13 protein-coding genes are annotated in these 12,847 nt (G+C 64.7%); 6 read left to right on the top strand and 7 right to left on the bottom strand.

Translation table 11 applies throughout. The features are described 5' to 3' along the window. Positions 1 to 47 precede the first annotated feature (47 nt). The gene (locus F8G81_RS16290; RefSeq protein WP_009357720.1) at positions 48 to 215 is read left to right on the top strand and encodes a DUF3117 domain-containing protein; all 168 of its coding nucleotides are present in this window, start codon (positions 48 to 50) and stop codon (positions 213 to 215) included. Positions 216 to 278: 63 nt separating this feature from the next. Here the strand turns inward: F8G81_RS16290 and F8G81_RS16285 are convergent, their stop codons facing one another. Next, the gene (locus tag F8G81_RS16285; RefSeq protein ID WP_267275719.1) at positions 279 to 911 is read right to left on the bottom strand and encodes an O-methyltransferase; all 633 of its coding nucleotides are present in this window, start codon (positions 909 to 911) and stop codon (positions 279 to 281) included. Between the two features lie 229 nt (positions 912 to 1,140). Here F8G81_RS16285 and sigE point away from each other — a divergent pair, with 229 nt between their 5' ends. From sigE to F8G81_RS16270, 3 genes are all read left to right on the top strand, one after another. Then, the gene (gene sigE / locus F8G81_RS16280) at positions 1,141 to 1,758 is read left to right on the top strand and encodes an RNA polymerase sigma factor SigE (RefSeq protein WP_267275718.1); all 618 of its coding nucleotides are present in this window, start codon (positions 1,141 to 1,143) and stop codon (positions 1,756 to 1,758) included. A gap of 8 nt (positions 1,759 to 1,766) precedes the next feature. Next, positions 1,767 to 2,648 (top strand): anti-sigma factor, encoded by an 882-nt coding sequence (locus tag F8G81_RS16275; RefSeq protein WP_267275717.1) that lies wholly within the window; start codon positions 1,767 to 1,769, stop codon positions 2,646 to 2,648. A 69-nt stretch (positions 2,649 to 2,717) separates the two neighbouring features. Then, entirely contained in the window at positions 2,718 to 3,131 is a 414-nt protein-coding gene (locus tag F8G81_RS16270) for a Sec-independent protein translocase TatB (protein ID WP_267275716.1), read from the top strand. A gap of 28 nt (positions 3,132 to 3,159) precedes the next feature. Here F8G81_RS16270 and F8G81_RS16265 read toward each other — a convergent pair whose 3' ends face one another. The 3 genes from F8G81_RS16265 to F8G81_RS16255 are packed head-to-tail and all read right to left on the bottom strand — an operon-like array spanning position 3,160 to position 6,297. After that, complete coding sequence (locus F8G81_RS16265) at positions 3,160 to 4,287, bottom strand: Mrp/NBP35 family ATP-binding protein (RefSeq protein WP_267275715.1); 1,128 nt, start codon at positions 4,285 to 4,287, stop codon at positions 3,160 to 3,162. Positions 4,288 to 4,298: 11 nt separating this feature from the next. Further along, positions 4,299 to 5,021, bottom strand: a complete 723-nt coding sequence (locus F8G81_RS16260) for a DUF1003 domain-containing protein (RefSeq protein ID WP_267275714.1) — start codon at positions 5,019 to 5,021, stop codon at positions 4,299 to 4,301. Further along, positions 5,014 to 6,297: a magnesium transporter MgtE N-terminal domain-containing protein gene (locus F8G81_RS16255; protein ID WP_267275713.1), complete on the bottom strand. Its 1,284-nt coding sequence runs from the start codon at positions 6,295 to 6,297 to the stop codon at positions 5,014 to 5,016. Before F8G81_RS16255 ends, F8G81_RS16260 begins: the two co-directional genes overlap by 8 nt. Positions 6,298 to 6,374: 77 nt before the next feature. Here F8G81_RS16255 and F8G81_RS16250 point away from each other — a divergent pair, with 77 nt between their 5' ends. Then, positions 6,375 to 7,310, top strand: a complete 936-nt coding sequence (locus tag F8G81_RS16250; protein WP_267275712.1) for a general stress protein — start codon at positions 6,375 to 6,377, stop codon at positions 7,308 to 7,310. 118 nt (positions 7,311 to 7,428) lie between these two features. Here the strand turns inward: F8G81_RS16250 and F8G81_RS16245 are convergent, their stop codons facing one another. Further along, positions 7,429 to 9,021, bottom strand: a complete 1,593-nt coding sequence (locus F8G81_RS16245; RefSeq protein ID WP_267275711.1) for an aminopeptidase P family protein — start codon at positions 9,019 to 9,021, stop codon at positions 7,429 to 7,431. A 114-nt stretch (positions 9,022 to 9,135) separates the two neighbouring features. Here F8G81_RS16245 and F8G81_RS16240 point away from each other — a divergent pair, with 114 nt between their 5' ends. Further along, on the top strand, positions 9,136 to 9,984 hold the full coding sequence (locus F8G81_RS16240; protein WP_267275710.1) for a PHP domain-containing protein: 849 nt from the start codon (positions 9,136 to 9,138) through the stop codon (positions 9,982 to 9,984). Positions 9,985 to 10,053: 69 nt separating this feature from the next. On the opposite strand, the gene F8G81_RS16235 is transcribed toward F8G81_RS16240, so the two are convergent. Together F8G81_RS16235 and F8G81_RS16230 are read right to left on the bottom strand one after the other, a co-directional pair. Continuing rightward, positions 10,054 to 10,926: a DNA-methyltransferase gene (locus F8G81_RS16235; RefSeq protein WP_267275709.1), complete on the bottom strand. Its 873-nt coding sequence runs from the start codon at positions 10,924 to 10,926 to the stop codon at positions 10,054 to 10,056. A gap of 8 nt (positions 10,927 to 10,934) precedes the next feature. Next, complete coding sequence (locus F8G81_RS16230) at positions 10,935 to 12,641, bottom strand: DEAD/DEAH box helicase (RefSeq protein ID WP_267275708.1); 1,707 nt, start codon at positions 12,639 to 12,641, stop codon at positions 10,935 to 10,937. Positions 12,642 to 12,847 lie beyond the last annotated feature (206 nt).

Raw genomic sequence — 12,847 nt, 5'->3', positions numbered from 1 at the left:
CCGTCCGGGCTGATAAGTCCTGGGACTAAATGGAGGGGAAATTCCTCATGGCGGCTATGAAACCACGCACCGGCGACGGCCCTATGGAAGTCACCAAAGAGGGCCGCAGCCTGATCATGCGTGTGCCGCTCGAAGGCGGCGGACGGCTTGTGGTCGAACTCAATGCAGCGGAAGCGGCCAACCTCAAGGAATGCCTCGTCGGCGTTACCGAATAAACCCGCTGGCTCAGGCCCGCAGCCCTCGGGCTGCGGGCCTGTCCCGTTTATGGGGGTTACGCATTATTTCTTGACGGCTACCAGGAGGCCGTCGCCGGTGGGGAGCATGGCTGAGGCCAGCCGGTCGTCGTCGCGGATGGTCTTGCCCACCTGGCGGAGCACCACCGTACTGGCCTCCCGGTCCGCAGGGTTGGCTACCCGGTCTTTGTCCAGGGCGTCATTGATGATGAGCAGGCCGCCGGCCTTGAGGAGCCGGATGGCCTGTTCCACATAGCCAGGCAAGCCAGGCTTGTCGGCGTCGATGAACACCAGGTCATAGGCCGCGTCCGTGAGGCGGGGCAGGACATCGCCGGCCCGGCCGGAAATGGTCCGGGTGCGGTTGGCTGGACTTCCTGCCTCTGAGAACGCTTCGCGGGCGGCCTTCAGGTGCTCAACGTCCACGTCGATGGTGGTCAGTACAGCCTGCGTTCCCAGGCCGCGGAGGATGCAGACGCCGGAGACCCCCGCTCCTGTGCCGATTTCGACGGCGGTCTGGGCCTTTGATGCTGCCGCCAGGACCGTCAGGACCGCACCGACGCCGGGACCGACAGGCGTCACGCCGAGCTCGAAGGAGCGCTCGCGCGCCCGCAGCATAACTTCATCCTCTGCGGGCAGATCTTCTGCATAGGACCAGCTCGTGGACTTGTCGGCGCTCATGGGGATTCGCTTTCTGGGCGGCAGGGGAGTGTTTCATACAGCGTACTGTGTCAGGAGGCGCCCTCCGCGGAAGGTGCGGTGTTGCGCCTTTGGCTGAAGAGGGTCCCCGGTCAGGTAATTCCCAGACAAATTTGAAATGATGGATATCCGGTCATCCATAGGGGGATCGGCGCCGAACCAGAGATGTCAAAAGTATCCGGGCGTTAGCAATCCACGAGGGGAGTGGACGATGTCATCATCAGTTGTGGCACCTGTCCCTGCAGTAGAAGATTCCACGGTTGAATGGGTCAGGCCCACGTGGGAAGAGGTCGTGTCCAACCACTCGGCCAAGGTCTACCGGCTTGCCTACCGTCTCACGGGTAACAAGTTCGACGCTGAGGATCTCACCCAGGAAGTCTTTGTTCGCGTTTTCCGGTCACTTGATAACTTCAAGCCGGGAACCCTCGACGGATGGCTGCACCGGATCACCACCAACCTGTTCCTTGACCAGGCCCGGCGCAAGAGCAGGATCCGTTTTGACGCGCTGGCAGAAGATGCGGAATCCAGGATCCCGGGACGGGAACCCGGACCCGAGCAAAGCTTCGAGTTCAACAACCTTGACCTAGACGTCCAGGCTGCCCTTGAGGAGCTGCCGCCGGACTTCCGGGCAGCCGTGGTCCTGTGTGACCTTGAGGGGCTGTCCTACGATGAGGTTGCGGCCGCCTTGGGTGTCAAGCTGGGCACGGTCCGGTCACGCATCCATCGCGGGCGGACCATGCTGCGTGAAAAGCTGGCCCACCGGGATCCCCGGCCCCAGCAGTCGCGCAAACCAAAGCTCTCGATGCCGCGCATCGCCGGCATCCTCTGATCGGCCCCATGTCGCCCCAGAGCCTCTTTGGCCGCAGGCATCACCGCGGCGGCAACCACGTGAGTTCCTGCGCCCAGTGTGCCGCCGCTATGCACCGGGAACGTCAGTACATTGAACGGTTGCGTCAGTCAGCGGTGCCTCCGGCAAGTCAAGACCTCACGGCCCGGCTGCTGGCGCAAACCCAGCTCTTGGCCGCAGCCACTCCAGAACCCGCACCGGCGCAGCACCTGGCAGTTAAAGTCCTTGCGTTTACGGCAGGCGGAACAGCCGCCGCTGCAGGTGTGCTGGCTGTCGGCGCCTTTGCCATGGCGGGAGACAGCTTCCCGGTGGCCGGAAACGGACTCGAGGGCAGCTTGGCGCAGCAGACCGCCCAAGTTCCTGCCGACGGCCGCCAGCTGAGTGAGGCGCAATTGGCAGGGCTTCGTTCTCAAGGCTGGGTCTGTCCGGAGCTGGAGTCCCTCGGGTTCCACCTTCAGTCAGCAAGGGCAACCACGCTGGACGGGCATCCGGCCGTGGAGATGCAGCTGTGGGACGGCAAGCATTACGCCCGGATACTGGAACAGCATGATGCGGCTGAACAACCGGGAATGGGCAGCGGATACGGTGTGGCAGACCAGGATCCGTCTCAGCTGCGGGCCGGCAGCACCTCGCCGTGGACTTTCACCTACCAGACCCCGGCAGGCAGATTCACCTATGAGTCCGACCTCCCGGCGGACCAGGCGGACGATGCCCTCCCCGTGCTGCAGAAGCTCAGCGCCACCGCCGCCGCAGGCATCAATGTCCGGGTTGCGCCGGAGCCGGCAACCGCGGTTGCCGGTGGCCGGGAGGAATCCATCAGCGACAGGCTGCAGCGGGGATTCCGCAAAATAACGGAAATGCTTACCCGTTGATCACGTCGGATTCCGTGGCCGCGGAGAGCGAATCGTCACCGGGACCCAGGAGAGGGTAATCTTCCTAAAGTGTTTGGAATCAACGGCCCGGAATTCTTCCTTCTGCTGATCATCGGCATCATGGTGATCGGTCCCAAACGCCTGCCTGAATACACCCAGAAACTTGCGAATCTGGTGAAGGAAGTCCGGCGTATGGCCTCGGGTGCCCGCGAGCAGATCAAGGAGGAAGTGGGGATCGATATCGACGACGTCGATTGGAAGAAATACGATCCCCGCCAGTACGATCCCCGCCGCATCATCAAGGAAGCGCTGCTCGACGACGACTCCAAGCCTGTCAGCGCTGGTGCTCCTGCCGCCGTCGCCGCCGCTTCAGGTGCCGCCGCGGTTGCCGCCGGCGCGTCAGCCGGTTCGTCCCGGCCCGTGCGTACCGTCGAACGCCTTCCTGCCGGTGAAGTGGCACCGTTCGATACCGAATCGACGTAACCCTACCTTTTTGCAGGGGCCAGCGTGGTCAGCGCGGCTGTAGCCCCAGCTTCATTTCTGTCAGGCCCCGCGGTTTGGCTGCCAACTTGCCGGCAATCGCCGTGAGCGCAACCGCTGCCGGCGTTTCTGGCCGGCCAAGGACAATTGGGGAACCGGCGTCGCCACCCTCACGCAGCAGGATGTCCAATGGAATCTGCCCCAGCAGCGGCACGTCAGTGCCTACGGTCGTTGTGAGGCGGTCTGCCAGGACAGCCCCGCCGCCGCTTCCGAACAGCTCCATCCGTCCGCCGTCGGGCATTTCGAGGTAGGACATATTTTCGATAACGCCCGCCACTGACTGACCCGTCTGGGTGGCAATCGCACCGGCCCGTTCGGCGACGTCTGTTGCCGCTGCCTGTGGCGTGGTCACCACCAGGATCTCCGCCTTTGGCAGCAGTTGGGCCACCGAGATGGCGATATCCCCTGTTCCTGGCGGCAGGTCCAGGAACAGGGCATCGAGGTCGCCAAAGTAAACGTCCGTCAGGAACTGTTCCAATGCCCGGTGCAGCATGGGTCCCCGCCAGGCCACGGGCTGGTTGGCGGACACGAACATGCCAATGGAGATAACTTTTACGCCGTAGGCAACGGGAGGCAGAATCATGTCGTCCACGCGGGTTGGCGCCTGGGTGATGCCCATCAGCGCGGGGACGGAGAAGCCATAGACGTCGGCATCAACGATGCCCACCCGCAGCCCCTGGGCGGCCAGCGAGCAGGCAAGATTAACGGTGACCGAGGACTTTCCCACGCCGCCCTTGCCGCTGGCGACTGCAAAGACCTTGGTCAGCGAGCCCGGCTGATTGAAGGGGATGCCGCGTTGCCCGCCGGCGCCACGGAGCTGCTCTTTCAGGGCGTCCCGCTGGGATTGGTTCATCACCTTCAGTTCAACCTCCACCGCGGTGACCCCTTGGACTGCGGATAGGGCCGCTTCGGAGTCGGCGGTGATGGTTTCACGCAGGGGACACCCTGCGATGGTAAGGAGCACTGCCAGCCGGACGCGGCCGTCGTCGGAAATTTCCACGGAGTCCACCATGCCCAGCTCGGTGATGGGACGGCGGAGCTCCGGATCGATAACGGTGGCCAGTGCAGCACGGACTGCCTGGTCCAGGGAGTCATTCATACAGGCCGGGCTCAGCTTTCGGGGGTTGGGGGCTTCGGGGGGACGGCGGGGTCCTTGAGGGAGTGCCCGGGTTTGACCCGGGGGATCTGCTGCGTTCGGGGGCTGCGTTGCCGGTCGCGCTTTTCCTTCAGCCTTTCCTTCACCTTGTCACGGGGGGATTCGTGGCTCCCGGTTCCCGAGGGGTCGTGGGTACGCAGTTCCTCCTGCGCTTCAAGCATGTCCTCCAGGAGGGAGCGCAGCTCTGCCCTGACGTAGTCGCGGGTGGCAACTTCGCGGAGGGCAATCCGTAGCGAGGCCAGTTCCCGGGTCAGGTATTCGGTGTCGGAGAGGTTCCGTTCTGCCCGCTGGCGGTCCTGCTGGAGTGACACGCGGTCACGGTCGTCCTGCCGGTTTTGGGCAAGGAGCAGCAGCGGCGCGGCATAGGACGCCTGCAGGGACAGCATCAGGGTCAGCAGTGTGTAGCCAAGGGCCCGGGAATCGAACTGCCATTCCACCGGCGCCCACGTGTTCCACGCCAGCCAGATGACAACGAACACCGTCATATAGACGAGGAACTGCGGCGTGCCCATAAAGCGGGCGAAGCCTTCGGTGGCGTGCCCGAAGGCATCCGGATCCGGGGAGAACTTGGGCAGGATGCGTTGGCGGCCGCTCAAAGGCGTGTCAAGGCTGCCTGTGGCTGCGGCCTTGGACGAGGTCCGGTGGGTGGGGTTTTTAGGGGCGCTGTTGTCAGCCAATGCGGCCTCCGAGCCTTCTTATCGGGGCTTCGCCATCGTGGGCGCGCCAATCATCCGGCAACAGATGATCCAAAACGTCATCAACAGTCACCGCCCCCACAAGCCGGCCGGCCTCATTGACTACCGGAAGGGAGTTCAGGTTGTAGGTCGCCAGGGTCCGGGCCACTTCGCTGATGTGGGCTTGGTCGGACAGCGGCTCAAGATTCTTGTCCACCAGGTTCCCGAGCGGCTCAAACGGAGGGAACCGCAGCAACTGCTGGATGTGGACCACACCGAGGAAACGGCCGGTGGGGGTCTCCAGCGGTGGCCTGGTGATAAAGATCGAGGAGGCGAGGGCGGGAGAAAGTTCCTCCCGCCGGACATGCGCCAAAGCCTCGGCGACGGTGGCTTCCGGGGGCAGGATCACGGGAACCGGCGTCATGAGGCCGCCGGCAGTGTCGGCGTCGTATTCCAGGAGCCGGCGGACGTCCTCGGCGCCTTCGGGCTCCATCAGTTGCAGGAGTTCCTCAGCCTGCGCGGAGGGAAGCTCCCCCAGGAGGTCTGCGGCGTCGTCGGGATCCATCTCTTCCAGGACGTCCGCGGCCCGTTGAACGTCCAGGGCGGAGAGGATTTCCACCTGGTCATCCTCCGGGAGTTCCTGCAGGACGTCGGCGAGCCGCTCATCCTGAAGTTCACTGGCCACCTCAAAGCGGCGTTTGTCGCTCATCTCCTGGAGGGCTTCAGCGAAGTCGGCGGGCTTGAGGTCCTCGTGGTTGGCCACGAACTGGGTGGCTGCCTGCGGTTCTGTCCGGGCGCCCTGGAGCGCGTCTGCCCAGTCGATGATCAGGGTTTCGTTGCGGCGGAGCCGGCTCAGGGGCGACAGCGAATGGCCACGGCGGACAAACAGTTTGCTCACGAACCAGTCGCCGGAGCGGTGCTGGTCCATGGCGATGTCTTCGATCGTGGCGTCGCCGCTTCCGTCACGGAGGGTAACGCGGCGGTCGAACATCTCGGCGACCACCAAGGTCTCGGCCCCGCGCTGTTCAAAGCGGCGGAGGTTGACCAGGCCGGTGCAGATGATCTGCGTCTGGTCTATCGAGGTGATGCGCGTCATGGGCACAAAGACACGCTTTTTCCCGGGAACCTCGACGACGATACCCACCACGTGCGGGGCGCCACGGCTTCCGCGGGAGAGCACAACAACATCACGCAACCGGCCCAGCCGGTCGCCCAGCGGGTCGAAGACGTCGAGACCCAGGAGGCGCGCCACGAAGACGCGCGTAACGTTTGTGCTCACGTCTACAGGCTACCCAGTCTGCTCTCTTTTAGCTGAATTTACAGGCGCTACACATGCTGATGGGCAAGAATGGAGGTATGTCAAACATTTTTGGTGCTCCCAGGGCCGGCGGCCCGAACGCGGCGGACGAGGCCCGCACCGTTCCCACCGGTGACACCGTCGGTTCATATACCTCCTATCTGGATGCCCAGAAGGCGGTGGACTATCTCGCTGACCAGCAGTTTCCGGTTCAGATGGTTTCCATCGTTGGCAACGAACTGAAAATGGTGGAGCGGGTGACCGGCCGCCTCAGCTACCCGCGGGTGGCACTGTCAGGGGCACTCAGTGGCATGTGGTTCGGCCTGTTTGTCGGCGTGCTGCTGTCCTTTTTCGCGCCCTCGCCGGGCTACTTCTCGATCCTGACCTCCGTACTGATGGGTGCGGCGTTCTTTATGCTCTTTGGCATTGTCACGTACGCGATGCAGCGGGGAAAGCGCGACTTCACGTCCACCAGCCAGGTGGTTGCCACCACCTATGACGTGGTGGTCTCCGTGGAAGCGGCCCATGAGGCACGGCGGCTGCTCCAGCAACTGCCGATGACCCGTACTGACGCTGCCGCGGGCCCCCAGGCCTATACCCAGCGCGACTACCAGAACCAGCCCTACAACCAGCCGGGGCAGCAGCAGGGGCAGGGTCCTGTTCGTCCTTCCGGCTGGACTGACCCCTATGGCCAGCAGGGTTCAGGGACAACCGGGCAGGGCGAACCCGCTGCGGCCCAGCCCGGCCAGCAGCCGGAGGGAGCGGCACAGGAGCCTGCAGCACCAGTCACAGGGGTGCGGTATCCGGACCTGCCCGACGGCCGGCCGCAGTATGGGGTACGCGTTTCAACCAGCCCGGCTCCTGGTGCACCTGCCACCGGCCAGTCGAACCAGGTCCAGGGCGCTCCGCGCCAAGACAGCGCTGCCGCGGACGGCGGAAACCCGGACAAGACGCAAACGCCGCCATCACATAACCGGGACGAACGCCAGCCCTAGCCTCTTCGGCAGGATCGTTTGGCGCGAACGGACACTTAAGCACCAAGCGCGAACGGACACTTAGTCACCCAAGGGGGCTTAAGTGTCCGTTCGCGCTTTAACGCGTGGCCAAGGGAACCTAGGAGGCCTCGCCGTCGGCTTCGCGGTAAATGCCCGCCATCCAGGACTCGACGTCGTCCGCCTTGCGGGGCAGCGCTGCGCTCAGGTTGACGGGGCCGTCGGTCGTCATCAGGATGTCGTCCTCGATCCGGACGCCGATGCCGCGGTATTCCTCCGGGATGGCGAGATCTTCGTTCTTGAAGTAGAGGCCAGGTTCGATGGTGAACACCATGCCCGCCGTCAGCACACCGTCCAGGTACAGTTCGCGCCTTGCCTGCGCGCAGTCGTGGACATCCAGGCCAAGGTGGTGGCTGGTGCCGTGGGGCATCCAGCGCCGGTGCTGCTGGCCCTCCGGGCTGATGGCTTCCCCTACGCTGACCGGGAGGATGCCCCAGTCGGCAAGGCGTTCGGCGAGCACAGTGGTTGCGGCGGTGTGGATGTCCCGGAACTTGGCGCCCGGCTGGGCGGCAGCGAATCCGGCGTCGGCAGCGTCCAGGACCGCTTCGTAAACTTTGCGCTGGACCTCGGAGAACAGGCCGTTGGCAGGGAGAGTCCGGGTGATGTCGGCGGTGTACAGGGAATCAACTTCCACACCGGCGTCCAGCAGGAGCAGTTCGCCGGCGTTGATTTTTCCGGTGTTGCGTGTCCAGTGCAGCACGGTGGCGTTGTTGCCGGAGGCCGCGATGGTGTCGTAGCCAAGTTCGTTGCCCACTTCACGGGCGCGGGCAAAAAAGGCGCCCTCCACAACCCGCTCGCCGCGCGCGTGGGTCAGGGCGCGGGGGAGCGCCTTGACCACTTCCGTGAAGCCCTCAACGGTGGCAGCCACCGCGATCTTCATCTGTTCGATCTCCCACTCATCCTTGAGGAGCCGGAGTTCGGAGAGCGCTTCGGTGAGTTTCTCATCGAGGGCATCCAGTACGGCAAGGTCCAGGTTCTCCGGGTCCTTGGCCGTGTTGTAGCGGGCGGTGTCCACCAAAGCGTCGATGTTTTCATCCACTTTTCGGACCAGGCGAATGGAGATGCCGCCAATCTCGGGGGCGCCCACATTCTTGGTGATGGCCGCCTCGAGCTGATCGATGTGCGCGGTGGCCAGGCCCAGGCTGGCTTCGAACTCGGCAAGGGTGGGGCGGGCGCCGATCCAAAACTCGCCCGACCGCGAATCGGCGTAAAAGCGTTCAGTGTCCCGTCCGGCCAAGGGGCGGAAGTAGAGTGTGGCGCGGTGGTGGCCGCCGTCGTCGCCCGTTCCCTCAGCTACCGGTTCGAGGATCAGGACGGCATCGGGCTCATGGTCCAGGCCCAGGCCTGTGAGGTGGGCGAAGCCGGAGTGCGGCCGGAAGCGGTAGTCACAGTCGTTGGAGCGGACTTTCAGCGGCCCGGCAGGAATGACCAGGCGTTCGCCTTTGAACTGGTCCGAAATGGCCTTGCGCCGGTGAGCTGCGTGTCCGGCAACGTCGTCGCGTGCGGGAAGCTCGTTGCTGGAGGGCGCCCAGTTGCTGGCCATAAAAGCCTTGAAGGCGTCGGAACTTGGCCGCTGCGAGCGGTTGTTGACGCGCTCGTCGAGGGGCTGGGAAGGTGTGTTGTCGGCGTTTGGGGTGTTTTCGGCATCGTTCACGGCACCATCGTCTCACCAGCAGCGGGCTGGGACCAACGCCAGGACCCAGCGCAGCGGTGAACCTACAAGTATGAACACAGCGGGGAACGCACCACGTTGAACTAGGCTGGGCGGGTGAGGATTGACCTGCATACCCACTCCAATATCTCTGACGGCACGGAAAAGCCCGCCGATGTCGTCGGCTCTGCCGTCCGTGCGGGCCTGGACGTGGTGGCGCTGACAGACCACGATTCCACCGATGGCTGGGCTGAGGCTGCACGCGCCGCTCTGGACACCGGGGTGGCGCTGGTCCCCGGCATGGAGGTTTCCTGCCGGACAGAGCAGGGAATCAGCGTGCACCTACTGAGCTACCTTCATGATCCCGCCCACCCGGGCCTGCTGGAAGAGATCACCAAGGCCAAGGACGCCCGGCTCACCCGTGCCGAACGCATGGTTACCCTGCTGGCGGAGGACTACCCGCTGACGTGGGACGATGTGATCCACCATGTCGCGCCCGGCGCTACGCTGGGGCGCCCGCATATCGCCGACGCCCTGGTGGCTGCCGGTGTGGTGTCGGACCGGTCCGAGGCCTTCACCTCCATCCTGACCTCACACTCGCGCTACTTCGTCCAGCACTACGCACCGGACCCGGCAACCGCCGTCGAACTTGTGCGGGCCGCCGGCGGCGTCCCGGTCTTTGCGCACCCGGTGGCTTCGGCACGTGGCCGGATCGTGGGGGAGCGGACCTACCGGGAGATGATCGACGCCGGACTGGCTGGCCTGGAGATCGACCACCGGGACAACCCGGAGGAGGGCCGGGAATTCCTTCGCGGGCTGGCGGCCAAGCATGGGCTGCTGGTCACCGGCTCCTCGGATTACCACGGGACCGGCAAGCCGAACCTGCTGGGTGAGAACCTCACTGCTCCTGAGGTGCTGGCGCGCATCGAGGAGTTGGCCACCGGCACCGCCGTCGTCCGCCCCTAGGCCCCGCCGCCATCCCATCTGACTGGCAGCAGACGCTCCGAAACACGTTTTGAGGACGTTAAGTGCGGGTTAGTTGGGCGGGAAGGACGTGAGGGTCGCGTGTGCGCCCAGCCGCTTGGCCATGACGTCGATGGCTGGCTGGTTCTGGTCCACGCAGACGAACTTCCGGTCCAGCTTTGCCGCGACGGCGCCCAGGGTTCCGGAGCCGGCAAAAAAATCCAGGCACCAGTCACCCGGCCGGCTTGATGCGGCTACCACCCGTCGGACCAGGCCCTCGGGCTTCTGCGTGGGGTAGCCGGTTTTTTCCTTGCCCGTGGGGGAGACGATGGTGTGCCACCAGACGTCGGTGGGCAGCTTCCCGAGTTCCCGCTTGGCAGGCGTGACAAGCCCCGGCGCCATGTACGGTTCGCGGTCCACCTCGGCGCTGTCGAAATGGTATTTCGCCGGATTTTTGACGTACACAAGGATGTTGTCGTGCTTGGTGGGCCAGCGGAATTTGGCCCGGGCGCCGTAGTCGTAGGCCCAGATGATCTCGTTCAGGAAGCACTCACGGCCGAAGATGGCATCGAGCATCACCTTGGCGTAGTGGACTTCCCGGTAATCAAGGTGCAGGTACAGCGTTCCGTCGTCGGCAAGCAGGCGCCACGCCTCTACGAGCCGGGGTTCCAGGAAGGACCAGTAATCGCTGAAGGCGTCGTCGTACCGGTGCAGGGCGCCCTTGATGGTGTCGTACGAGCGCCCCTTGAAGCCCACCCGGTCTCCGGCGCCGTCGGCGTTGGCCACCATCCTGGTTTCCTGGCGCCGCTGGACCCGGCCGGTGTTGAACGGCGGGTCCACATAAATGAGTGTGAAGGCGCCGTCCGGCAGCGAGGGGAGGAAGTCCGCGTTATCCGCGTGAACCACCAGGTTGCTGCCGTCCGGCGCCCAGACAAAGTCAGTCATTGAGGCGGTTAGGCCTCGGTGCTGCCCGCGGCGGTGTCGCCACCGGCAACCACTTCGCCGTTGCGGCGGCGCGTGCGGGTCCGGCTGCGGCGCGTCCGGGACTGGTCGCCGTCGGCCGGAGCGGAAGCCGCCGGTTCCGCGGCGGGACCCGTGCCGGCTGTCGCTGCATCTGACGTACGACGGCGGCGCTCACCTGAGCGGCCGGCTGTTTCAGTTCCGCTGCGGCGGCTGGATGACCGCGTGCGGTCGCGACTGCTGTCTTTCGCGCTGTCCCGGGCACCGTCCCGAGCAGTGTCACGTCCACTGTCCCGTCCGCTGCTGCGGGAGTTCTTTTTGCCGGTTTCGCCGAGGTCCTCAAGGACTTCGGCGTCAACGCCGGCCAGCGTGCGCTTGTTGCGGGGAAGCCGGCCCTTGGTGCCTTCGGGGATGTCCAGATCCTCAAACAGGTGCGGCGAGGAGGAGTAGGTTTCCACCGGCTCCGGCACGCTCAGGCCCAGGGCCTTGTTGATCAGGCCCCAGCGGGGCATGTCGTCCCAGTCCACAAAGGTGACGGCGGTGCCCTTGTTTCCGGCACGTCCGGTCCGGCCGACGCGGTGCAGGTAGATCTTCTCGTCTTCGACGCACTGGTAGTTGATGACGTGGGTGACGTCGTCCACGTCGATGCCGCGGGCGGCAACGTCAGTGGCCACCAGGACATCCACCTTGTTGTTACGGAAGGCGCGGAGGGCCTGCTCGCGGGCGCCCTGGCCCAGATCCCCGTGGATGGCGGCGGCGGCGAAGCCACGGTCCACGAGTTCCTCAGCAACCTTGGCGGCCGTGCGTTTGGTCTTGGTGAAGATGATGGTCCGGCCGCGGCCGCGTGCCTGCAGGATGCGGGCAACCACTTCGATCTTGTCCATGCTGTGGGCACGGTAGATGAGCTGGCGGATGTCGCGCTTGGTGAGGCCCTCGTCGTCAGGATCGGCGGCGCGGATGTGCGTGGGCTGCGTCATGTAGCGGCGTGCCATGGCGATGACCGGGCCTGGCATGGTGGCCGAGAAGAGGAGCGTCTGGCGGACCGGCGGGGTGCCCGCGATGAGGGTTTCCACGTCCGGGAGGAAGCCAAGGTCAAGCATCTCGTCGGCCTCGTCAAGAATGACTATTTTCACGTTCTTCAGGCTGAGGTGCTTTTGCTTGTAGAGGTCGATGAGCCGGCCGGGAGTTCCCACCACGATCTCAACGCCCTTCTGGAGGGCTTCCACCTGGGGCTCGTAGGCGCGGCCGCCGTAGATGGTGGTGATGCGGGCGTTGCGCTTGCGCGAGGCATTCTGCAGGTCATTGGCTACCTGGACGGCCAGCTCACGGGTGGGCACGATGACCAGGGCCTGCGGCGCGCCGGGTACGGCGAGCTTGTCGAATCCGGCGTCGTCCGGTCCCACCACGCGCTGCAGCGCGGGGATGCCGAAGCCCAGCGTTTTGCCGGTGCCTGTCTTGGCCTGGCCGATGATGTCGTGGCCTGAGAGGGCAACCGGAAGTGTCATGGCCTGGATGGGGAACGGATGGGTGATCCCGGCATCGGCCAGGGACTCGACGATATCCGCCCGGACGTTGTAGTCCGCGAAGGATTTCTCCTCGATTTCGTGCGGCTTCTCATCGGAGATGATGGTTTCTTCAGGCTCAAGAATCTCAAGGCCGGAATCGTCGATCAGAAGCTGGTGGGTATGCAATTCACTCACGGGGGAGTTTCCTTATTCATTTGGGCGTTGGCGCCGACTGCTCAACGGGCCGGCCAACAAGGCCGATCCGGAGCACGCTCAGCGCGCAAGCAAATCCAGTGGAAGCCGATCGCGGGCTATCTAAATGCTGGCACTGGTGACCAACGGGTGTGTCTCAAGATCGCGTAGGGGCGGGCTTGTTGAATTCAAAATCAAACGAAATCAAC

The sequence above is a fragment of the Arthrobacter sp. CDRTa11 genome (genome assembly GCF_026427775.1).
Taxonomy (GTDB): Bacteria; Actinomycetota; Actinomycetes; order Actinomycetales; family Micrococcaceae; genus Arthrobacter.
This window is presented reverse-complemented; position numbering and strand designations above follow the sequence as displayed.

Bases quoted from the DNA above. Each gene is read 5' to 3' on its own strand.
- F8G81_RS16285 (WP_267275719.1), bottom strand. From the start codon at position 911: ATGAGCGCCGACAAGTCCACGAGCTGGTCCTATGCAGAAGATCTGCCC.
- sigE (WP_267275718.1), top strand. From the start codon at position 1,141: ATGTCATCATCAGTTGTGGCACCTGTCCCTGCAGTAGAAGATTCCACG.
- F8G81_RS16250 (WP_267275712.1), top strand. From the start codon at position 6,375: ATGTCAAACATTTTTGGTGCTCCCAGGGCCGGCGGCCCGAACGCGGCG.
- F8G81_RS16275 (WP_267275717.1), top strand. From the start codon at position 1,767: ATGTCGCCCCAGAGCCTCTTTGGCCGCAGGCATCACCGCGGCGGCAAC.
- F8G81_RS16265 (WP_267275715.1), bottom strand. From the start codon at position 4,287: ATGAATGACTCCCTGGACCAGGCAGTCCGTGCTGCACTGGCCACCGTT.
- F8G81_RS16290 (WP_009357720.1), top strand. From the start codon at position 48: ATGGCGGCTATGAAACCACGCACCGGCGACGGCCCTATGGAAGTCACC.
- F8G81_RS16235 (WP_267275709.1), bottom strand. From the start codon at position 10,926: ATGACTGACTTTGTCTGGGCGCCGGACGGCAGCAACCTGGTGGTTCAC.